This is a genomic window from Serratia sp. C2(1) (assembly GCF_036352655.1).
GTDB lineage: Bacteria > Pseudomonadota > Gammaproteobacteria > Enterobacterales > Enterobacteriaceae > Serratia > Serratia inhibens.
On the sequence record NZ_JAZFBA010000001.1, the window covers coordinates 2,624,304 to 2,638,906 of the forward strand.

The 14,603-nt window shown below is 59.0% G+C and carries 19 protein-coding genes; 8 read left to right on the forward strand and 11 right to left on the reverse strand.

All coding sequences use genetic code 11. The features are described 5' to 3' along the window. Nucleotides 1–56: 56 nt before the first annotated feature. The 3 genes from V2S86_RS12240 to V2S86_RS12250 all read right to left on the reverse strand — a co-directional run bounded on the left by V2S86_RS12240 (nucleotide 57) and on the right by V2S86_RS12250 (nucleotide 1,538). Entirely contained in the window at nucleotides 57–449 is a 393-nt protein-coding gene (locus tag V2S86_RS12240) for a tautomerase family protein (RefSeq protein ID WP_330762630.1), read from the reverse strand. 4 nt (nucleotides 450–453) lie between these two features. After that, nucleotides 454–771, reverse strand: coding sequence for a carboxymuconolactone decarboxylase family protein (locus tag V2S86_RS12245; protein WP_330763194.1), 318 nt, complete (start codon nucleotides 769–771; stop codon nucleotides 454–456). Nucleotides 772–884: 113 nt separating this feature from the next. Further along, on the reverse strand, nucleotides 885–1,538 hold the full coding sequence (locus tag V2S86_RS12250; protein WP_330762631.1) for a glutathione S-transferase family protein: 654 nt from the start codon (nucleotides 1,536–1,538) through the stop codon (nucleotides 885–887). Between the two features lie 242 nt (nucleotides 1,539–1,780). On the opposite strand from V2S86_RS12250, the gene ompC reads away from it, so the two are divergent. The 3 genes from ompC (at nucleotide 1,781) to V2S86_RS12265 (ending at nucleotide 4,802) form a co-directional block, all read left to right on the forward strand. Beyond that, entirely contained in the window at nucleotides 1,781–2,878 is a 1,098-nt protein-coding gene (gene ompC / locus V2S86_RS12255) for a porin OmpC (protein WP_330762632.1), read from the forward strand. A 223-nt stretch (nucleotides 2,879–3,101) separates the two neighbouring features. Beyond that, nucleotides 3,102–3,950 carry a GNAT family N-acetyltransferase gene (locus tag V2S86_RS12260; protein ID WP_330762633.1) on the forward strand — a complete coding sequence of 283 codons (849 nt, stop codon included), beginning with the start codon at nucleotides 3,102–3,104 and terminating at the stop codon, nucleotides 3,948–3,950. 36 nt (nucleotides 3,951–3,986) lie between these two features. Then, on the forward strand, nucleotides 3,987–4,802 hold the full coding sequence (locus tag V2S86_RS12265; RefSeq protein ID WP_330762634.1) for a 5'-nucleotidase, lipoprotein e(P4) family: 816 nt from the start codon (nucleotides 3,987–3,989) through the stop codon (nucleotides 4,800–4,802). Between the two features lie 45 nt (nucleotides 4,803–4,847). On the opposite strand, the gene V2S86_RS12270 is transcribed toward V2S86_RS12265, so the two are convergent. The 7 genes from V2S86_RS12270 to V2S86_RS12300 all read right to left on the reverse strand — a co-directional run bounded on the left by V2S86_RS12270 (nucleotide 4,848) and on the right by V2S86_RS12300 (nucleotide 9,876). Further along, nucleotides 4,848–5,246 carry a GNAT family N-acetyltransferase gene (locus V2S86_RS12270; protein WP_442996174.1) on the reverse strand — a complete coding sequence of 133 codons (399 nt, stop codon included), beginning with the start codon at nucleotides 5,244–5,246 and terminating at the stop codon, nucleotides 4,848–4,850. Nucleotides 5,247–5,296: 50 nt separating this feature from the next. Beyond that, nucleotides 5,297–5,815 carry a GNAT family N-acetyltransferase gene (locus V2S86_RS12275; protein WP_330762636.1) on the reverse strand — a complete coding sequence of 173 codons (519 nt, stop codon included), beginning with the start codon at nucleotides 5,813–5,815 and terminating at the stop codon, nucleotides 5,297–5,299. Nucleotides 5,816–5,817: 2 nt separating this feature from the next. Further along, a complete protein-coding gene (locus tag V2S86_RS12280; RefSeq protein ID WP_330762637.1) occupies nucleotides 5,818–6,387 on the reverse strand; it encodes a helix-turn-helix domain-containing protein in 570 nt (189 codons plus the stop codon). A gap of 69 nt (nucleotides 6,388–6,456) precedes the next feature. Then, entirely contained in the window at nucleotides 6,457–6,768 is a 312-nt protein-coding gene (locus tag V2S86_RS12285; RefSeq protein ID WP_330762638.1) for an AzlD domain-containing protein, read from the reverse strand. Beyond that, nucleotides 6,765–7,475 (reverse strand): AzlC family ABC transporter permease, encoded by a 711-nt coding sequence (locus V2S86_RS12290; RefSeq protein ID WP_330762639.1) that lies wholly within the window; start codon nucleotides 7,473–7,475, stop codon nucleotides 6,765–6,767. The genes V2S86_RS12285 and V2S86_RS12290 overlap by 4 nt, the downstream gene beginning before the upstream one ends. 70 nt (nucleotides 7,476–7,545) lie before the next feature. Continuing rightward, nucleotides 7,546–8,391: an AraC family transcriptional regulator gene (locus tag V2S86_RS12295; protein WP_330762640.1), complete on the reverse strand. Its 846-nt coding sequence runs from the start codon at nucleotides 8,389–8,391 to the stop codon at nucleotides 7,546–7,548. Between the two features lie 33 nt (nucleotides 8,392–8,424). Further along, the gene (locus tag V2S86_RS12300; RefSeq protein WP_330762641.1) at nucleotides 8,425–9,876 is read right to left on the reverse strand and encodes an MFS transporter; all 1,452 of its coding nucleotides are present in this window, start codon (nucleotides 9,874–9,876) and stop codon (nucleotides 8,425–8,427) included. A gap of 104 nt (nucleotides 9,877–9,980) precedes the next feature. Between V2S86_RS12300 and V2S86_RS12305 the strand changes: the two genes are divergently transcribed. The 4 genes from V2S86_RS12305 to V2S86_RS12320 all read left to right on the forward strand — a co-directional run bounded on the left by V2S86_RS12305 (nucleotide 9,981) and on the right by V2S86_RS12320 (nucleotide 12,656). Next, nucleotides 9,981–10,634: a helix-turn-helix transcriptional regulator gene (locus V2S86_RS12305; RefSeq protein WP_330762642.1), complete on the forward strand. Its 654-nt coding sequence runs from the start codon at nucleotides 9,981–9,983 to the stop codon at nucleotides 10,632–10,634. A 34-nt stretch (nucleotides 10,635–10,668) separates the two neighbouring features. Then, a complete protein-coding gene (locus V2S86_RS12310) occupies nucleotides 10,669–11,160 on the forward strand; it encodes a DUF2878 domain-containing protein (protein ID WP_330762643.1) in 492 nt (163 codons plus the stop codon). Nucleotides 11,161–11,297: 137 nt separating this feature from the next. After that, complete coding sequence (gene yedA / locus V2S86_RS12315; RefSeq protein WP_330762644.1) at nucleotides 11,298–12,209, forward strand: drug/metabolite exporter YedA; 912 nt, start codon at nucleotides 11,298–11,300, stop codon at nucleotides 12,207–12,209. 270 nt (nucleotides 12,210–12,479) lie between these two features. Next, nucleotides 12,480–12,656, forward strand: coding sequence for a hypothetical protein (locus V2S86_RS12320; protein WP_006324305.1), 177 nt, complete (start codon nucleotides 12,480–12,482; stop codon nucleotides 12,654–12,656). Here the strand turns inward: V2S86_RS12320 and V2S86_RS12325 are convergent. Continuing rightward, entirely contained in the window at nucleotides 12,644–13,555 is a 912-nt protein-coding gene (locus tag V2S86_RS12325; protein ID WP_330762645.1) for a LysR family transcriptional regulator, read from the reverse strand. The two genes, V2S86_RS12320 and V2S86_RS12325, sit on opposite strands and share 13 nt — an antisense overlap. A 128-nt stretch (nucleotides 13,556–13,683) precedes the next feature. Here V2S86_RS12325 and V2S86_RS12330 point away from each other — a divergent pair, with 128 nt between their 5' ends. Next, complete coding sequence (locus V2S86_RS12330) at nucleotides 13,684–14,415, forward strand: SDR family oxidoreductase (protein ID WP_330762646.1); 732 nt, start codon at nucleotides 13,684–13,686, stop codon at nucleotides 14,413–14,415. The last annotated feature ends 188 nt before the right edge of the window (nucleotides 14,416–14,603 follow it).

Genomic DNA, 14,603 nt, shown 5'->3' on the forward strand with positions numbered 1-14,603 from the left:
TCTAAACGAAATGATGGCGCTATTGTCCCACAGACCGTCGGCCGAGTCAGCCCGAGTTATGGCTGGCTTTCAATCATTGAGGCACGGCCCGCACTGAACGACCACTCATCCAGTTGAGTGGTGGTGATGACGATCATCACATCTTCCGGACGCAGTTGCAGGTTCTCCCCCAGCAGCGCCGCCAAGCGTTGATAAAAACGCTGTTTGGTCGCGGTATCGCGCGGGCGGCCGATGGTGATGTAAAACAGCACATAATCCGCCGAACGTGGCCCGCCAAGGTAATCGCGATCGTAAATCAACTCGCCGGGGCGGTATTGATCGATGGCCTGAAACTTGTCCGCCGGCGGCACGTTGAAGGTGTCGACCAGCGCCTGATGCAGGCTGTCGGACAGGGTGTGCAGATATTGCGCTGATTTTCCCTGATGCAGGGCAATGCGGCTGAAAGGCATAAGGTTACTCCTGTTCCAATTCACGCAGGCGCGCCACGGCGCTGGCCGCCGCCGGCCAGCCGGCATAGAACGCCAGATGGGTGATCAATTCGGCAAGCTGCTCGCGGCTCACGCCGTTGCGTTGCGCCAGTTGCAAGTGAAACGGCAATTGCTCTACGCGGTTCAGCGCCACCAGCGCTGAAACGGTAATCAGGCTGCGTTCGCGCGGGCCCAGCTCCGGCCGCTGCCACACGTCGTCGAACAATACGCTGTCGCTGAGCTGCGCCAGCTTGGGGGCAATATCGCCGAACGCCTGTTGGCCGGCCTGTTGGGAAGGTTGCATCATTTTCTCCTGCGGTTTAACGGATAGCCTTAAGCTACTCGCCGTCATGGCAGGTGAAAATCGGGATTTTTTGTAATGAAGATCCGTAAAAACAGGATTGTCAGAGCGAAACGCTATTCCAGTGGCGCTACGTGATCAAAATGCGCATGAAACAGTGCATTCAACTGCGCCAGTTGCTCAACCCGGCCGGCTATCGCAATCAACTGCGGGCAATGCTGCTGAAACCAGCGCCTTCCCGGCCGCCAATTGCACATCACCGCCACATACAAATCCAGCGCGCTGAATGTCTTACCCAAAAACCACGGCCCGACATCGCTGGCCGCTGCGGAAAATTGCAACCAAAGCTGTTGCCGATACGGCCCAATGCTCTCTTCCAGCCGTTCCGGATTACGGGTTTTCGGCAGCCATTTTTCCGGGTTATCGCCGTAGGTAAAGGTAGGGTAAATTTCGGCGTTGATAAACAGTAACCAGCGCAGGAAACGCGGTAATGCTGCGGAACCCGAGTGCGGCACCAGTTCGGCATGCGGCGCACGATCATGCAGCAGCAGAATAATGGCGGCGCTCTCGGTCATCACTTCGCCGTTGGGCAAAATCAAGGTGGGCACCTGCCCCAGCGGGTTCAGCTCCAGTAGTCGATCGCGCTCTGGGCTGTCCACTTCGTAGTCCACTTCTTCATAGCCCCAGGGGAAGCCCGTCAGCTCCAGCGCTGCGGCAACTATGGTGGAACCGCAACCGCGGCAGCCAAGTAACGTATAAGTATCGCGCATGACTCCTCCAGAAGCCGGAAACAAGTAATGATAACTGTAGACCAGCTCCCGACACTTGTCCGACGAAGAAATTCACACTTTTCGCAACTTTTTTAATCGTTCGATATGGAAATGAATATTTTGTCATAAATAGATCACATAACTGAGGTAAAAAATCCTCGCCGCAAACAAAGAGGCGGCACAGTGAAACAGCAGTACAACTGATGATAAGCGTCTTTCAATCGAATAAAGCAGGGTAAATCATGAAACCTAATCTTCTGGCCGTTATTATTCCGGCTCTTTTAATTGCGCAGACAGCACAGGCAGCAGAAATCTACAATAAAGACGGCAACAAGCTCGATTTTTACGGCCGCGTAAAAGCACTGCACTATTTCTCTGACGATACCGGTAATGATGGCGATAAAACCTACGTGCGTATCGGTTTTAAAGGCGCGACTCAAATTAACGATATGCTGACCGGCTACGGCCAGTGGGAATATCAGATTTCAGCTAACCATTCCGAATCAGACAGCGCGAAAGACACCAAAACCCGTCTGGGCTTCGCCGGTCTGAAATACAAAGATCTCGGCTCATTCGACTACGGCCGCAACTACGGCGTTATTTATGACGTGGGTGCCTGGACCGATATGCTGCCTGAGTTCGGCGATGACGCTTACGTCAAAACCGACAACTTCATGAATGGCCGTGCCAACGGCCTGGCAACCTACCGTAACAACGATTTCTTCGGCCTGGTCGACGGCCTGAAGTTCGCGGTACAGTATCAGGGCAAAAACGAAAACGATGGCCGCGCCAACAGCAAAGCGAACGGCGACGGTTGGGGCCTGTCTTCCAGCTACGAAATCATCGACGGTCTGAGTCTGGGCGGTGCCTATGCCTCTTCCAACCGTACTGCAGGCCAAAAAGCGGGTACCTTCGGTAAAGGCGATAAAGCCGATATCTGGGCCGGCGGTCTGAAATACGACAACAACAATGTTTATCTGGCCGCGACCTATTCGCAGAGCCGTAATATCGTGCCTATTTCCGGCACCGCAACCATCAATAACAACACCACCTCCGTTAGCGGTTTTGCCAACAAGGCAGAAGGCGTGGAATTGGTTGCGCAATATCTGTTCGACTTCGGCCTGCGCCCATCGCTGGGTTATGTTCAGTCGAAAGGTAAAAATATCGAAGGCGTCGGCGATGCCGACCTGGTGAAATATTTTGACGTTGGCGCTTACTACTATTTCAACAAGAACATGTCGACTTATATCGATTATAAAATCAACCAACTCGACGACAATAATAAGCTGGGCCTGAAAACCGACGACGTTGTCGCCGTCGCCCTGACTTATCAGTTCTGATGTGATGAATAACCACCACTGCAATCTTTAGCTTCGGCTACTTGAAAAGATTTATTTCGCCGGGCGGCTGCGCCCGGCTTTTTTCATTTGCGCTTTCTGCCCCAGGCCAGGCTCCCGTCCGACTCCCGCTCTGCCCCCCTAACCGCACGCAGAAACTTGCCTTGCAAAACAATCGGGTCTAGATGTAATACCCTGTAGATTCCCTTTCCGAACGGAGCAAAGCATGCACAGCGATGGACAGTTTGAGTATCAAAGCGCCCTGCGCTACAGCAGCGATCAATTGGCGCAGATCCTTTGCCACTGTTTTGAAAACTACATTGTGCGTTTTGTCATTGACGGCACGACCTTCGCCAGCCGCTTTGGCGCCGAAGATCTCAGCCTGAACGACAGCATTATCGTCACCCACCGGCAACAGCCGGTAGCGCTGGCGCTGATCAGCCGCCGTGGCCTGCACAGCCGGGTGGCGGCGCTGTCCATCCGCCCGGAAATGCGCGGCAAAGGGCTGGGAAAAGCGCTGATGCAGCGTATCGTCGCCGACGCGCATAAGCGTGGCGATCGTCAGCTGTCTCTGGAAGTGATCGAAGGCAATGATGCCGCACTGGCGCTCTACCATCAGGCTGGTCTGCGCATCGTCCGCACCCTGACCGGCCACCAGGCCGATGCACCGACCACCACCGACGTTGCAGTGCTGCAGGAGATTGACCCCCTGACCGTCTCGCACCGTCTGACGGCCGAAGGTGCCACCGACCAACCTTGGCTGATCGCACCGGAATCCCTTTACAAGCTGCCCGGCAAACCGCACGCTTTTACCCTTGACCGCCAGGCCTATGCGGTGGTGCAGGCCGGGGCCGAGAAGTGCTTCCTGCGCATGATTTACGTGCCGCCGCAGCACCGTGGCAAAGGGCATGCCCGGGCGCTGCTGGCCGCGTTACAGGTACAGTTTTCGCCGCTGCCGCTGGCGGCCAACGTTTACGTTCCCGAGGTAGCCGCGCCCTTCTTTGATCGCCTCGGCTGGCGGCAAGACGCGTTACGCCAGTTTGAGATGGCGATGACCTTGAATACCCGACAATAACAACCCGTGAGTTATCCTTTTATGGCAGGAGAAAACATGCAGAAAATGACCCTTGGCGCGGCGATCGGCATTGCGCTATTGACGCTTACCGGCTGCGCGCAACCGCCGAAAACCGATCTGCAGGCCCGGCAGCGGCTGGCGGACCAGTCGGTGCTGGCGCTGAACTGGTTCCAACAGTCCGGTGAGTATCAGGCGTTGGCGCACCAGGCATTCAACAGCGGCAAACGCGCCTTCGATCAGGCCAAGGCCGCGCCGGGCAAGAAGAAGGCCGTGGTGGTCGATCTGGACGAAACCCTGCTGGACAATAGCCCGTATTCCGGCTGGCAGGCGCAGCAAGGCCAGCCGTTCGCCGCCGCCACCTGGGCGAAATGGTCGCAGGCCGAACAGGCGGGGGCCGTGCCGGGCGCGGTGCAGTTTGCCCGTTACGTCAACAGCCACCAGGGCACGATGTTCTACGTCTCCAACCGCAAAGTGTCCGAATACGCCGCCACGGTCGCCAATATGCAGAAACTGGGCTTTACCGGCATGTCGGAAAAAACCGTGCTGCTCAGCAGCGACACGTCCAACAAGCAGGCGCGCTTTGACGCCATCAAACAGGCAGGCTATGACATCGTGGTGTACGCCGGCGACAACCTGAACGACTTCGGCGCGGCGACCTATCACCAGGATAATGCGCAACGTCGGGCCTTCGTCAGCGATAATCAAAGCAGGTTCGGCACCGAGTTTATCGTGCTGCCTAACCCGCTGTACGGCGACTGGGAAAGCGGCATGGCCCGCGATTACAACAAGCTGACGTCGGAGCAGAAGCTGCAAATCCGCCAACAGGCCATCAAGGCCTGGAACGGGCAGTAATCGCGGTTGTGGCATTGCCGCAGGGACGTTGCGCCTGCGGCATAGTCACAATGTTTTTTCGAAACACACGGCCAGTGGATTACCGCGATAACGGCCATAATTTTCACGCAGCTGATAACCCTGTGCCAGATAAAACCTCACGGCACGCTGGTTAACCCGACGAGTCTCCAGCCACAGTTGTCGATAACCCCGTTGCCGCGCCTGCCGTTCAAGCTCTCGAAGCAAACGGCCGCCGGTGCCGGCACCGGTCTCACGTATGTACATGCGCTTCACCTCGGCAATCCCCGGCGCCAACCAACGGAAGGCGCCGCAGCCCACAGCCACACCGGCCGCATTACGTGCCAGTAAAAAACAGGCGTTTGCCGCCCGCATTTCGCTCACGTCGAACGACGCCGAACCGCTGTCACCGGTAATTTCCGCCAGCCTCGCCGACAACTCGGCCATCAGCGCCAGCGCCTCCGGGCTGTCGGCCTCGGCGGGTACAATGCTAAGCGTCACAATAATTTGTACATATAACTGGTGGCATCCAACGCGCTGCCGTTGCTGGCGCGAGCGTACTGCGGAATGCTTCCCGCCAGCTGAAACCCCAGTTGACGATACATGCCCTCGGCCGTGTCGCCGGTCAGGGTATCCAGCACCAATAAATGCCGCTGATGCTGAATCGCCCTTTGCTGAATTTGCAGCATCAGCTCACGGGCGATGCCCTGACGGCGAGCCTGCGGATGCACCATCAATTTCACTACCTCGGCACGGTGGCGGCCGTTGTCAGGCATGTCCAGCAGCAGTTGCACCGTGCCGACCACTCGCCCCGCTTGCCGGGCGACCAACAGGATCCTTTCTTCGCGCTCAATCGCCGGTAGCAAACGGCACCAGAACGCCTGCGCCTGTTCCAGGGTGAAAGGCATCACAAAACCAATACTCGCGCCTTGCGATACGCTGGCTTGCAGCATCTCGGCCAGCTCGGGAAGAGCGTTTTGTACCTCATCGGCGTTCAGTTGCTGTATCTCAATCATGATTAGGGCCTGCAGATAACAAGGGTGTAATGGGCCGGTTCGGTGCCGGGCACAGCAAACCGGGAAGCGCCGAACAGCCGGTAACGCAGACAGTCGCCCGGCTCAAGCTGGAAGGTGCGGTCCTCAAGCGTCAGCTCAAGCCGGCCTTCCAACAGCCAAAGATGGTGCTCGAGCGCATGTACCGAAGGTGCGTCATAGGCAATTTCCGCCCCGGCTTCAAGCCGGCCTTCGATAAACTCCGCCTTGAACAGCGCGGCGGGCGGCGATACCGAACGGCGGTGAAAGCCGCTGGCGCGGTCGACCCACACCGGTTGCTGCTCACGGCGCAACAGTTCCGGCGGTTCATCCTCGACCTCACTCAGCAGGCGTGACATGGTCAGCCCATACGCCGAGCACAGCTTGTTCAACAGCGAAGCGGTCGGGCTGGTTTCCGCGCGCTCCACCCGCGACAACGTCGCCCGGCTGATGCCGGTTTGCTGCGCCAGTTCCTCCAGCGACCAGCTCTGTCGCTGACGCAAGTCAGACAGCCGCTGCGCCAAACGGAGATCGGCGCTTTCCATTCCGTTATCCATTCTCGTGCTCCTGATGATAAATCCCATATAAGAGAAATAATCTCAAATAAGGGATTCGTCAACCGGATTTTAAAACAGGCCGCACAGGGCGATAAAAATCAGCATGCTCAGCAGCACCACCGCCAACATATTGCGCAAGAAAAACGCCAGTATCACCGCAAACAGCGCGCCCCACAGATAAGGATTATCCGGTACCGCACGCAAGGTATCGCCGCTGAAAGCCAGGATCGGCCCGCAGATCGCCGTCAGCACCGCCGGCACGGAAAAACTCAGCAGGCGCCTGAAAGGTGGCGACAGCCTCACCGGCAGACCCGGTGCCAGAAAACAGTAACGGTTAAAAAACACCACCAGCCCCATCAGCACTATCGTCAACCAAATCATGCGCCCCCCTTGCTGCACAGCATGCCGGTGCCCATCGCCGCGAGGGTGGTGATAATCAACGCGCCCGGTACCTGAAAATAATGCAGCGCCACCGACAGCATCAACGCGGTCAGTACGCACGCCAGCACCGGCAGGCTACGGATCATCGGTACCACGATGGCGATAAAAGTGGCGGCAATGGAGAAATCCAGGCCATAACGATCCAGATCCTCGGCACTGCCGGCGGCCAGCACGCCCAACAGCGTGAAAAAAATCCAGCTCAGGTAAAAGGTCAGCCCGGCACCCAGCGCGTACCAGCGGTTAAAGCGCGCCGGCCCCTGATTGCCGGCGAGGGCAAACAGCTCATCGGTCAACAGGAACCCCAACAGCAAACGCCAACGCAAAGGGAGCGGCGCTACGCTTTCCCGCAGCCGCAGGCCATACAGAAAATGTTGGGCGGTGACAAAAAAGGTCGAGACCAAAATGGCCAGCAACCCCGCCCCGCCTTTGATCATGCCCATCGCCGCCAGTTGCGAGGCACCGGCAAAGACAATGGCCGACATGCCCAGCCCCTGTGCCGGCGTCAGGCCACTCTGGATGGCCATCGACCCTGCCAGGATACCCCAGGGCAACACCGCCAGACACAGCGGCAGGATCGCCGCCGCCCCTTGCAGCGCCGGGCGCAGCCGGGACATCGGCGGCTCGGTGAGGATTGATAAGTGCGTCATGCTGTTCTCCTTCGTTTGAAGGCACAGCCTAGGGCAGGATGCTTCCGGGGTATTGCACAGGATTGCGCGGCTATTTCAGCGATTTAACATAGTCGCCGGGCGTGATGCCCATCGATTTGCGGAAATGGCGGTGGAAATGGCTTTGATCGTGAAAACCGCTGCTCAGCGCACTGTCCAGCACGCCGTGGCCGGCCTTCAGCATGTGGCGCGCCTTGCGCAGCCGGGCCTGGATTTGGTAAGCATGCGGCGGCAAACCGGTGGCCAATTGAAACTGCCGCAGCAGATAGTAAGGGCTGAGCGCCACCCGTTCCGCCAGCTCCAGCAACGAAATGTCCGCCTCGGGGAAATCATCCAGAAAAGCCTTTACCTGCGTGACCTGGCGCTGCGCCTTACTCTGCGGCGCGGGTTCGATGCGGCTTTTACCGTGCCGCAACATCAGCCAGGTGAGCGCAGAAAACACCATGGTTTCTTTCAGCAGACGGTTTTCATCGCTGCGCAGCAGGCTGAACGCCAGCCGCAGTTGGCCGGCAAGGCCGACATCGTGAATCACCGGATGGGGGAAATAAGGCGTTGCCCCGGCACCGGTTTTCAAATCTCGCGCAAGAAACGCCAGCAATTCCGGGGTGGGATACATCGCCTGATAGGACCAGCCGTCTTCGCTGGCGGCGCTGCCGGTATGAATATCGTCGGCGTTGACCAGAATGATGCTGCCCAGCGGCGCCACGTGCTCGCCGCCGGTCCGGTAAAAACGCTGGGCGCCGTCGTCGATCACCCCTACGCAGAAGCCTTCGTGGCTGTGGCGCGAGAAAGTCTGGCGGCGATAGGTAGCCTGCAGCACCTCCAACCCGCCGAGTTCGTCGACGTGCATGAAGCTGGCCTGCTCCCGACGAAGGTTACGCCCTGCGCTTTCCACCATAATATCCGCCCCCGCTGAATGAAGTTTATTCTATCATTCAGTGGAAGGATGGTTTTGTACAAAATTGCCCGTTTCGTCGGCCGGCGGCGCGATTGCCGCACAGCGCCAGGCGCTAAACACCGCCAGCAACGGCGCCAGGGCAAACAGCAGGAACAGCCAGCGCGCGGCATTGGCCGCCCCCGCCGCCCCGCCCGGCTCGTTCAGCCCGGCCAGATTCGCGATCATCCCGGCCAGCGCCGCGCCAAAAGCGGTGGCAAACAGCTGCACCGTGGTGATGGATGCGCCGGCGATATCCTTATCCGCCTCAGGGGCGACCTGCAGGATGCGAGTCAACAAATGCGGCCAGCCGAAACCGATGCCGAATCCCACCAGCGTCAGCGCGATCACAATCGGCGTCAGCGCCAACCAGTGGCCGCCAGAAGGCGTCGGCATCAAAATACCCAGCGCCAACAACCCCACCAACACGAACAGCGGCCCGCTGACGATCGCCCGGCGGATGCCCGCACTGCGCCAGCCGGAACTGAGGATTTCCGATAGCGTCCACCCCGCCGCCATGGTGGCCGCAATGTAGCCGGAGATCAGCGGCGATTGACCATGCAGGGTTTGCAGGAAGTAAGGCACGAAAATTTCGCTGGTCATGCCTACCACCAGCAGGGAAACGGTGATATACAGCGAGGCCAGTTGGGAGCCGCGACGCAAAGCGCCATGTGGCAACAGCCGTGCACGAGAGTGCGCCTCACGCTGTATCAGCCAGGCCATCAACAGTAGCGCCAGAGCGATGCCACCCAGATTGATCCACGCGCTGTCCGCCAGGCTACCGGCGGACACCACCAGCACCGCCGTCGCCAACAGCAGCAACTGAGCCGCCGGCAGCGGCGCCGCCTGTTGCTGGGGTTTACCCTTGGGCAGGATCAGGAAAGTGAAACCGGCGTACAGCACCATGATCGGCAGCAGAATGCCGAATGCCCAGCGCCAGGCGTTCAGTTCGGCAAAGATCCCGCCCACCGCCGGCCCCACCAGCGTCGCAATGCCCCACATCGCCGACACCAATGCCATCGCGCGCGGCCACAGTTTTTGCTCAAACACCAGATTGATCATGGCGTAGGACAACGCAAAGATCAGACCACCGCCAAACCCCTGCACCGTCCGGCCGATCAGCATCACCGGCATCGACGGTGCCAGCGCACACAGCATCGCTCCGGCAATAAAGAACAGCGACGCCACCAGATAGGCACTGCGAGCGCCATAACCGCTGAGCAACCGCGCGGATAACGCAGAGCCGAGAATGGACGCCACCACAAACAGCGTGGTGTTCCAGGCATAGAGATTCAGGCCGCCAATATCCTGCACCACCGAGGGCAAAATGGTAGTGGCGACCAGAATATTGATGGCATGCAGCGCTACACCGAGTGAGAGCGCGATCGCACTGGCACCATTTTTGCCGGAGAAAAGATCGCCCCAGCGGCTATCATCGTTAGTTATCACAGTTGTCGTCCTGTTTTCAGAGTAATGGCATTGAGTTGCGGGTGATATTGCGTTAAATTTAACAAGTGTTAACTTGGAATAATGGTAGGGCGAGGCGGAGAAATATGTCAAGAATAAACTTGGAAAATAGCGATGGCACCACACAGTCGGTCAGTGACCGTTTGCTGACGCTATTGAAAACCCGCGGCCCACAACAAGCGTCTGATGCAGGGAAAGTCCTTGGCACCACCGGTGAAGCTGCGCGCCAGCAGTTCGTCAAGCTGGCGAAAGAGGGTTTGGTTGAAGCGGTGGCGGAAACGCGCGGCGTCGGCCGCCCGGTGCAGCTGTGGCACCTGACCGTCGCCGGCAATGCGCGTTTTCCGGATACCCATTCCGAATTGACGGTGCAACTGCTGCGCACCGTACGCGACAAACTGGGCGAACAGGCGATTGACTTGCTGATCGATACCCGTGAACAGGAAACGCGCATTAACTACAAACAGGCAATGATCGGCGCGACCGACTTGCAAGAGCGCGTCGCGCGCCTGACGGCCATCCGCACCCGCGAAGGCTATATGGCCGAATGGCGCGCCCAGGAAGACGGCTCGTTTCTGTTGGTGGAAAATCACTGTCCGATCTGCGCCGCCGCCACCGTCTGCCAGGGATTCTGCCGCGCTGAACTGAGTATTTTCACCGAGGTGTTGCAGGCGCAGGTCGAGCGCTCCGAGCATATCCTGGCCGGCGCGCGCCGTTGCGCTTATCGCATCTCGTTGCTGTAAGCAGGCATTCCCCCATGCACCGGGCGCAACCGCAATGAAAACGCATGCCGGATTCTGGCTGGCGACGCTGGGGATCAACGCCGCCTGGCTGCTGGCGATCCTGGGCCAGGATCGGGTCAATGCCATACTGCTGGCCGGCGCGGTACTGGCGCTCATCTTTACCCCGGCGCATCGGCGGCGATGGGCACTGTTGACCGCCCTGACCGGTATCCTGATGGACAGCCTGTGGAGTTATGCCGGCGTGCTGCATTTCAGCGGCCACAGCCTGTTGCCGTTATGGATGGTTGCCCTGTGGCTGGCCTTTGGCTGTTGGTGGTTTTGGCTGCTGGACCTGATAAAGGCCGCCCTCTGGCCGCTGGCGGTCCTGGGTTCCATCGCCGGGCCGCTGGCGGGCATCATCGGCTGGAAGTTGGGTGCAATACAGCCGGGCATCGCGCCGGAAATCATGCTGTTGCTGCTTTCTGTCGGTTGGGCCGCCTTTCTGCCCGCGGTGAGCTGGCCGCGTCTGAACAAGCCGGCCCCGTAACGGCGCAGGCTTGCCGGCCATTCCTTTTTCATCGGCCTTTTTTCCATCAAAAAAGTGCTGAAAAGCGTTGCTTATCCGCCACCCGATCGGGTTTACTGAGTCCTCTAATAATAACCTTCCCTACAGAATAAAAACCCATGCTTAGCCAAAATAGCCGTAACGTCCTGCCGTTAATCGGGGCACTGTTCACGTTATATATTGTTTGGGGGTCGACCTACTTCGTTATTCGTCTGGGTGTAGAGAGCTGGCCGCCGTTGATGATGGCCGGTATCCGCTTTCTGGTCGCCGGGATCGTGCTGTTCAGTTTCCTGGCGCTGCGCGGCCATGCTTTGCCAACGCCAAAACAGTGGCTGGCCGCCGGCACCATCGGCATTTTGCTGTTGGCGGTGGGTAACGGCCTGGTGACCGTGGCAGAGCACCAGAACGTGCCTTCCGGCATTGCCGCGGTGATGGTGGCGACGGTACCGCTGTTTACCCTGTGCTTTAGCCTGCTGTGGGGCATGCGCAATACCAAACTGGAATGGGCGGGCATTGCGCTGGGCCTGGTGGGGATTGTGCTGCTGAATACCGGCAATAACCTGGTCGGCAACCCGACCGGCGCGCTGCTGATCCTGCTGGCTTCCGCCAGTTGGGCGTTTGGATCGGTGCTGGGGTCGCGCATCTCGCTCCCCGCCGGGCCGATGGCCGGTGCGGCGGAAATGCTGGTCGCCGGCGTGGTGTTGCTGGTGGTCAGCCAACTGAGCGGCGAGCGCCTGACCGAGATGCCCACCGCCAAAGGCTTCTTCGCGCTGGGTTACCTGATCGTTTTCGGCTCCATGCTGGCGATCAGCGCCTACATGTTTTTGCTGAAAAACGTGCGCCCGGCGGTGGCGACCAGCTATGCCTACGTTAACCCGGTGGTGGCGGTGCTGCTCGGCATCGGTTTCGCCGGCGAGACGCTGGCACCGCGTGAATGGGCCGCGCTGGTGATTATCGTCGCTGCGGTGGTGCTGGTGACGCTGGGGAAATACCTGTTCACCCGCCCGGCAAGCCGTATAAACAGCAAGTAGTATACCCAAAATAATTGGAGTTGCATCAAGGCGGCAAGGCCGTAAATCCCCGGGAGCTTAGTAAACTAAGTGACTGGGGTGCGCGGACGCGGCCAACACAGATGCAGCTTCAAGTATGACGGGGATATGACTCGGGCGAAGATATTCGCCCCTATGCCGCTGCCAACAAAGCGGCGGCTGGAAAGCCCACGGGTATAAAAATGCGTCTTGTTTCACCCGACAAAGGGTCTATAATTCCCGCTGTTCCAAACAACCTGCGAAATTATTCCTATGCTGAAAAAAGCCTTTATCATCGTTATCGCCCTGGCCGCCTTTGGTTCGCTGGGTGGCGTATTCCTGGCCGGGCTGAATATGTACACCCGTTCCACCACGCCGCTCGAAGAGAGCACCACCACCAGCGATGCCGCCGTCAGCACGGCTCCGGCAGACAGCATTCAGGCCAAGTGATGGTCCATCCAGCCCTGGCAACGTTGCTGTAAAAAGCGTTGCAACAGCCTGACGCGCTCCGACACCTGCGAACGGTGCGGACACACCAGGCTGATGGGCACCGCGTCGCTTTGCCATTCCGGCAATAGCTGCACCAAACGCCCCGCGTGAATATCCGCCACCACATCGATAGCCGATTTACGGACAATACCGTGCCCGGCCAGCGCCCAACGCCGTGCCACCTCGCCGTCGTCGGTAAAATAATGGCCGTTCAACGGCACTTCAATGCACTCATCCCCACGCCACAAGCGCCATTCGGCCTGCCTGCGCCCACTGGGCTGATAAATCAGAATGCCGTGTTGCGCCAGTTCTGCCGGCGTCTGCGGCGCGCCATACCGTTGCAGGTAAGCCGGGCTGGCGCAGATTAAGCGCCGGTGCTGCGGCAGAATGGGCAGCGCCACCAGCGAAGAATCCGCCAGTTGGCCAAAGCGCAGCGCAATGTCTACCGGCTCGCGGAACAGGTCGGCCTGGCGGTCGTTAACCAGCAATTGCAGTTGAATATGCGGGTGCTGCAGCTTGAATTCGTCCAGCCAACCCAACAGCAGGTTGCGGCCAAAATCGGACGGCGCAGAAATTTGCAGCACGCCGGAGAGCCCCTGGTGTTTCTCGCGTATCGCCTGCTCCCCTTCCGCCAACGCGCCTAACGCCAGCCGGGCGCTATCAAGATAACGCCGCCCTTCCTCCGTCAAGCGCAGGCTGCGGGTGGAGCGCACCAACAGCCGTACCCCCAGCCGCTGCTCCAGCCTTTTTACCGCAATGCTGGCCGCCGCGGGGGTGATATCCAGCGCGCGTGCCGCCTCTGAAAAACTGCCGCCGTCCACCGTACGAACGAACACGTCGAGATCGATAAAGGATGTCATGGGGATCCTGGCGCCACGCCTATTATTAAAATTAATTTATAAGTGTTTGCCATTTAGGCTGATTGTTCGCGAATTTTCAATGGGTGATGATAGATAACATCGACATTCATGGCAATCGAGGCACTATCATGACCCTCTCTTCTTCTCCCCTGAACCGGCAAAAACTGGTGATCATCGGCGGTAACAGCGGTATCGGCGCAGCGGTGGCTTACGCCGCCGTGGCAAGCGGTGCCAGCGTGGTGCTGGCCTCACGCCGCACTGGGTGCATGCAACACTATCAACCCACCGCCGGCGGCAGCCTGCGGGTGATGCAGGCGGACGTCACCGACGAAGCTTCGCTGCGTGCGCTGTTCGCCGAGGTCGGCGAATTCGATCATCTGGTGTTCACCGCCGGGCCGGTCGTACAGGCCAAACTGCTGGCGGATACGGATTTTGACGAAGCGCAGGCCAGTTTTGACGTCAAACTGTGGGGCGCACTGCGCGCCATACAGGCGGCACTGCCTACCTTGTCGCCGCAGGGCTCCATCACTCTGACCTCTGGCCAGCTGTCGCGCAAATACCTCAGCGGGCAGCTGATTAAAACCGGCATCAATGCAGCGCTGGAGGCGATGGGCAAACAGTTGGCGAAAGAGCTGGCGCCGCGACGGGTCAACGTGGTCAGCCCCGGCATTACCGTCACCGAAGCTTACGATGCCCTTGGCGCCGAACAGCGGCAGGCGATGTTCGCCAAAATCGGCGCCGGGCTGCCGGTCGGGCGCGTCGGCCAGGCGGCGGACGTGGCGGCAGGGTATCTGCTGGCAATGGAAAACGGCTTTATCACCGGCAGCGTGATTGACATCGACGGGGGCGGCCTGCTGTAAATTTGGCAAGCGCCGCCTGGGGGAACGCCTACAGCGCCGTCACCCCCAGCGCGGTGATTTTTTGGTACGCCGGTAGCATTGCACAAGATATTGCCGGAAACCTGAAAGGTGATGCGTAGCATTTTGATGATGGCTCAGGAGCATAACGGTAATACCTTTTTTCCCTTTGAGCGGAAACGGGCAAAAAT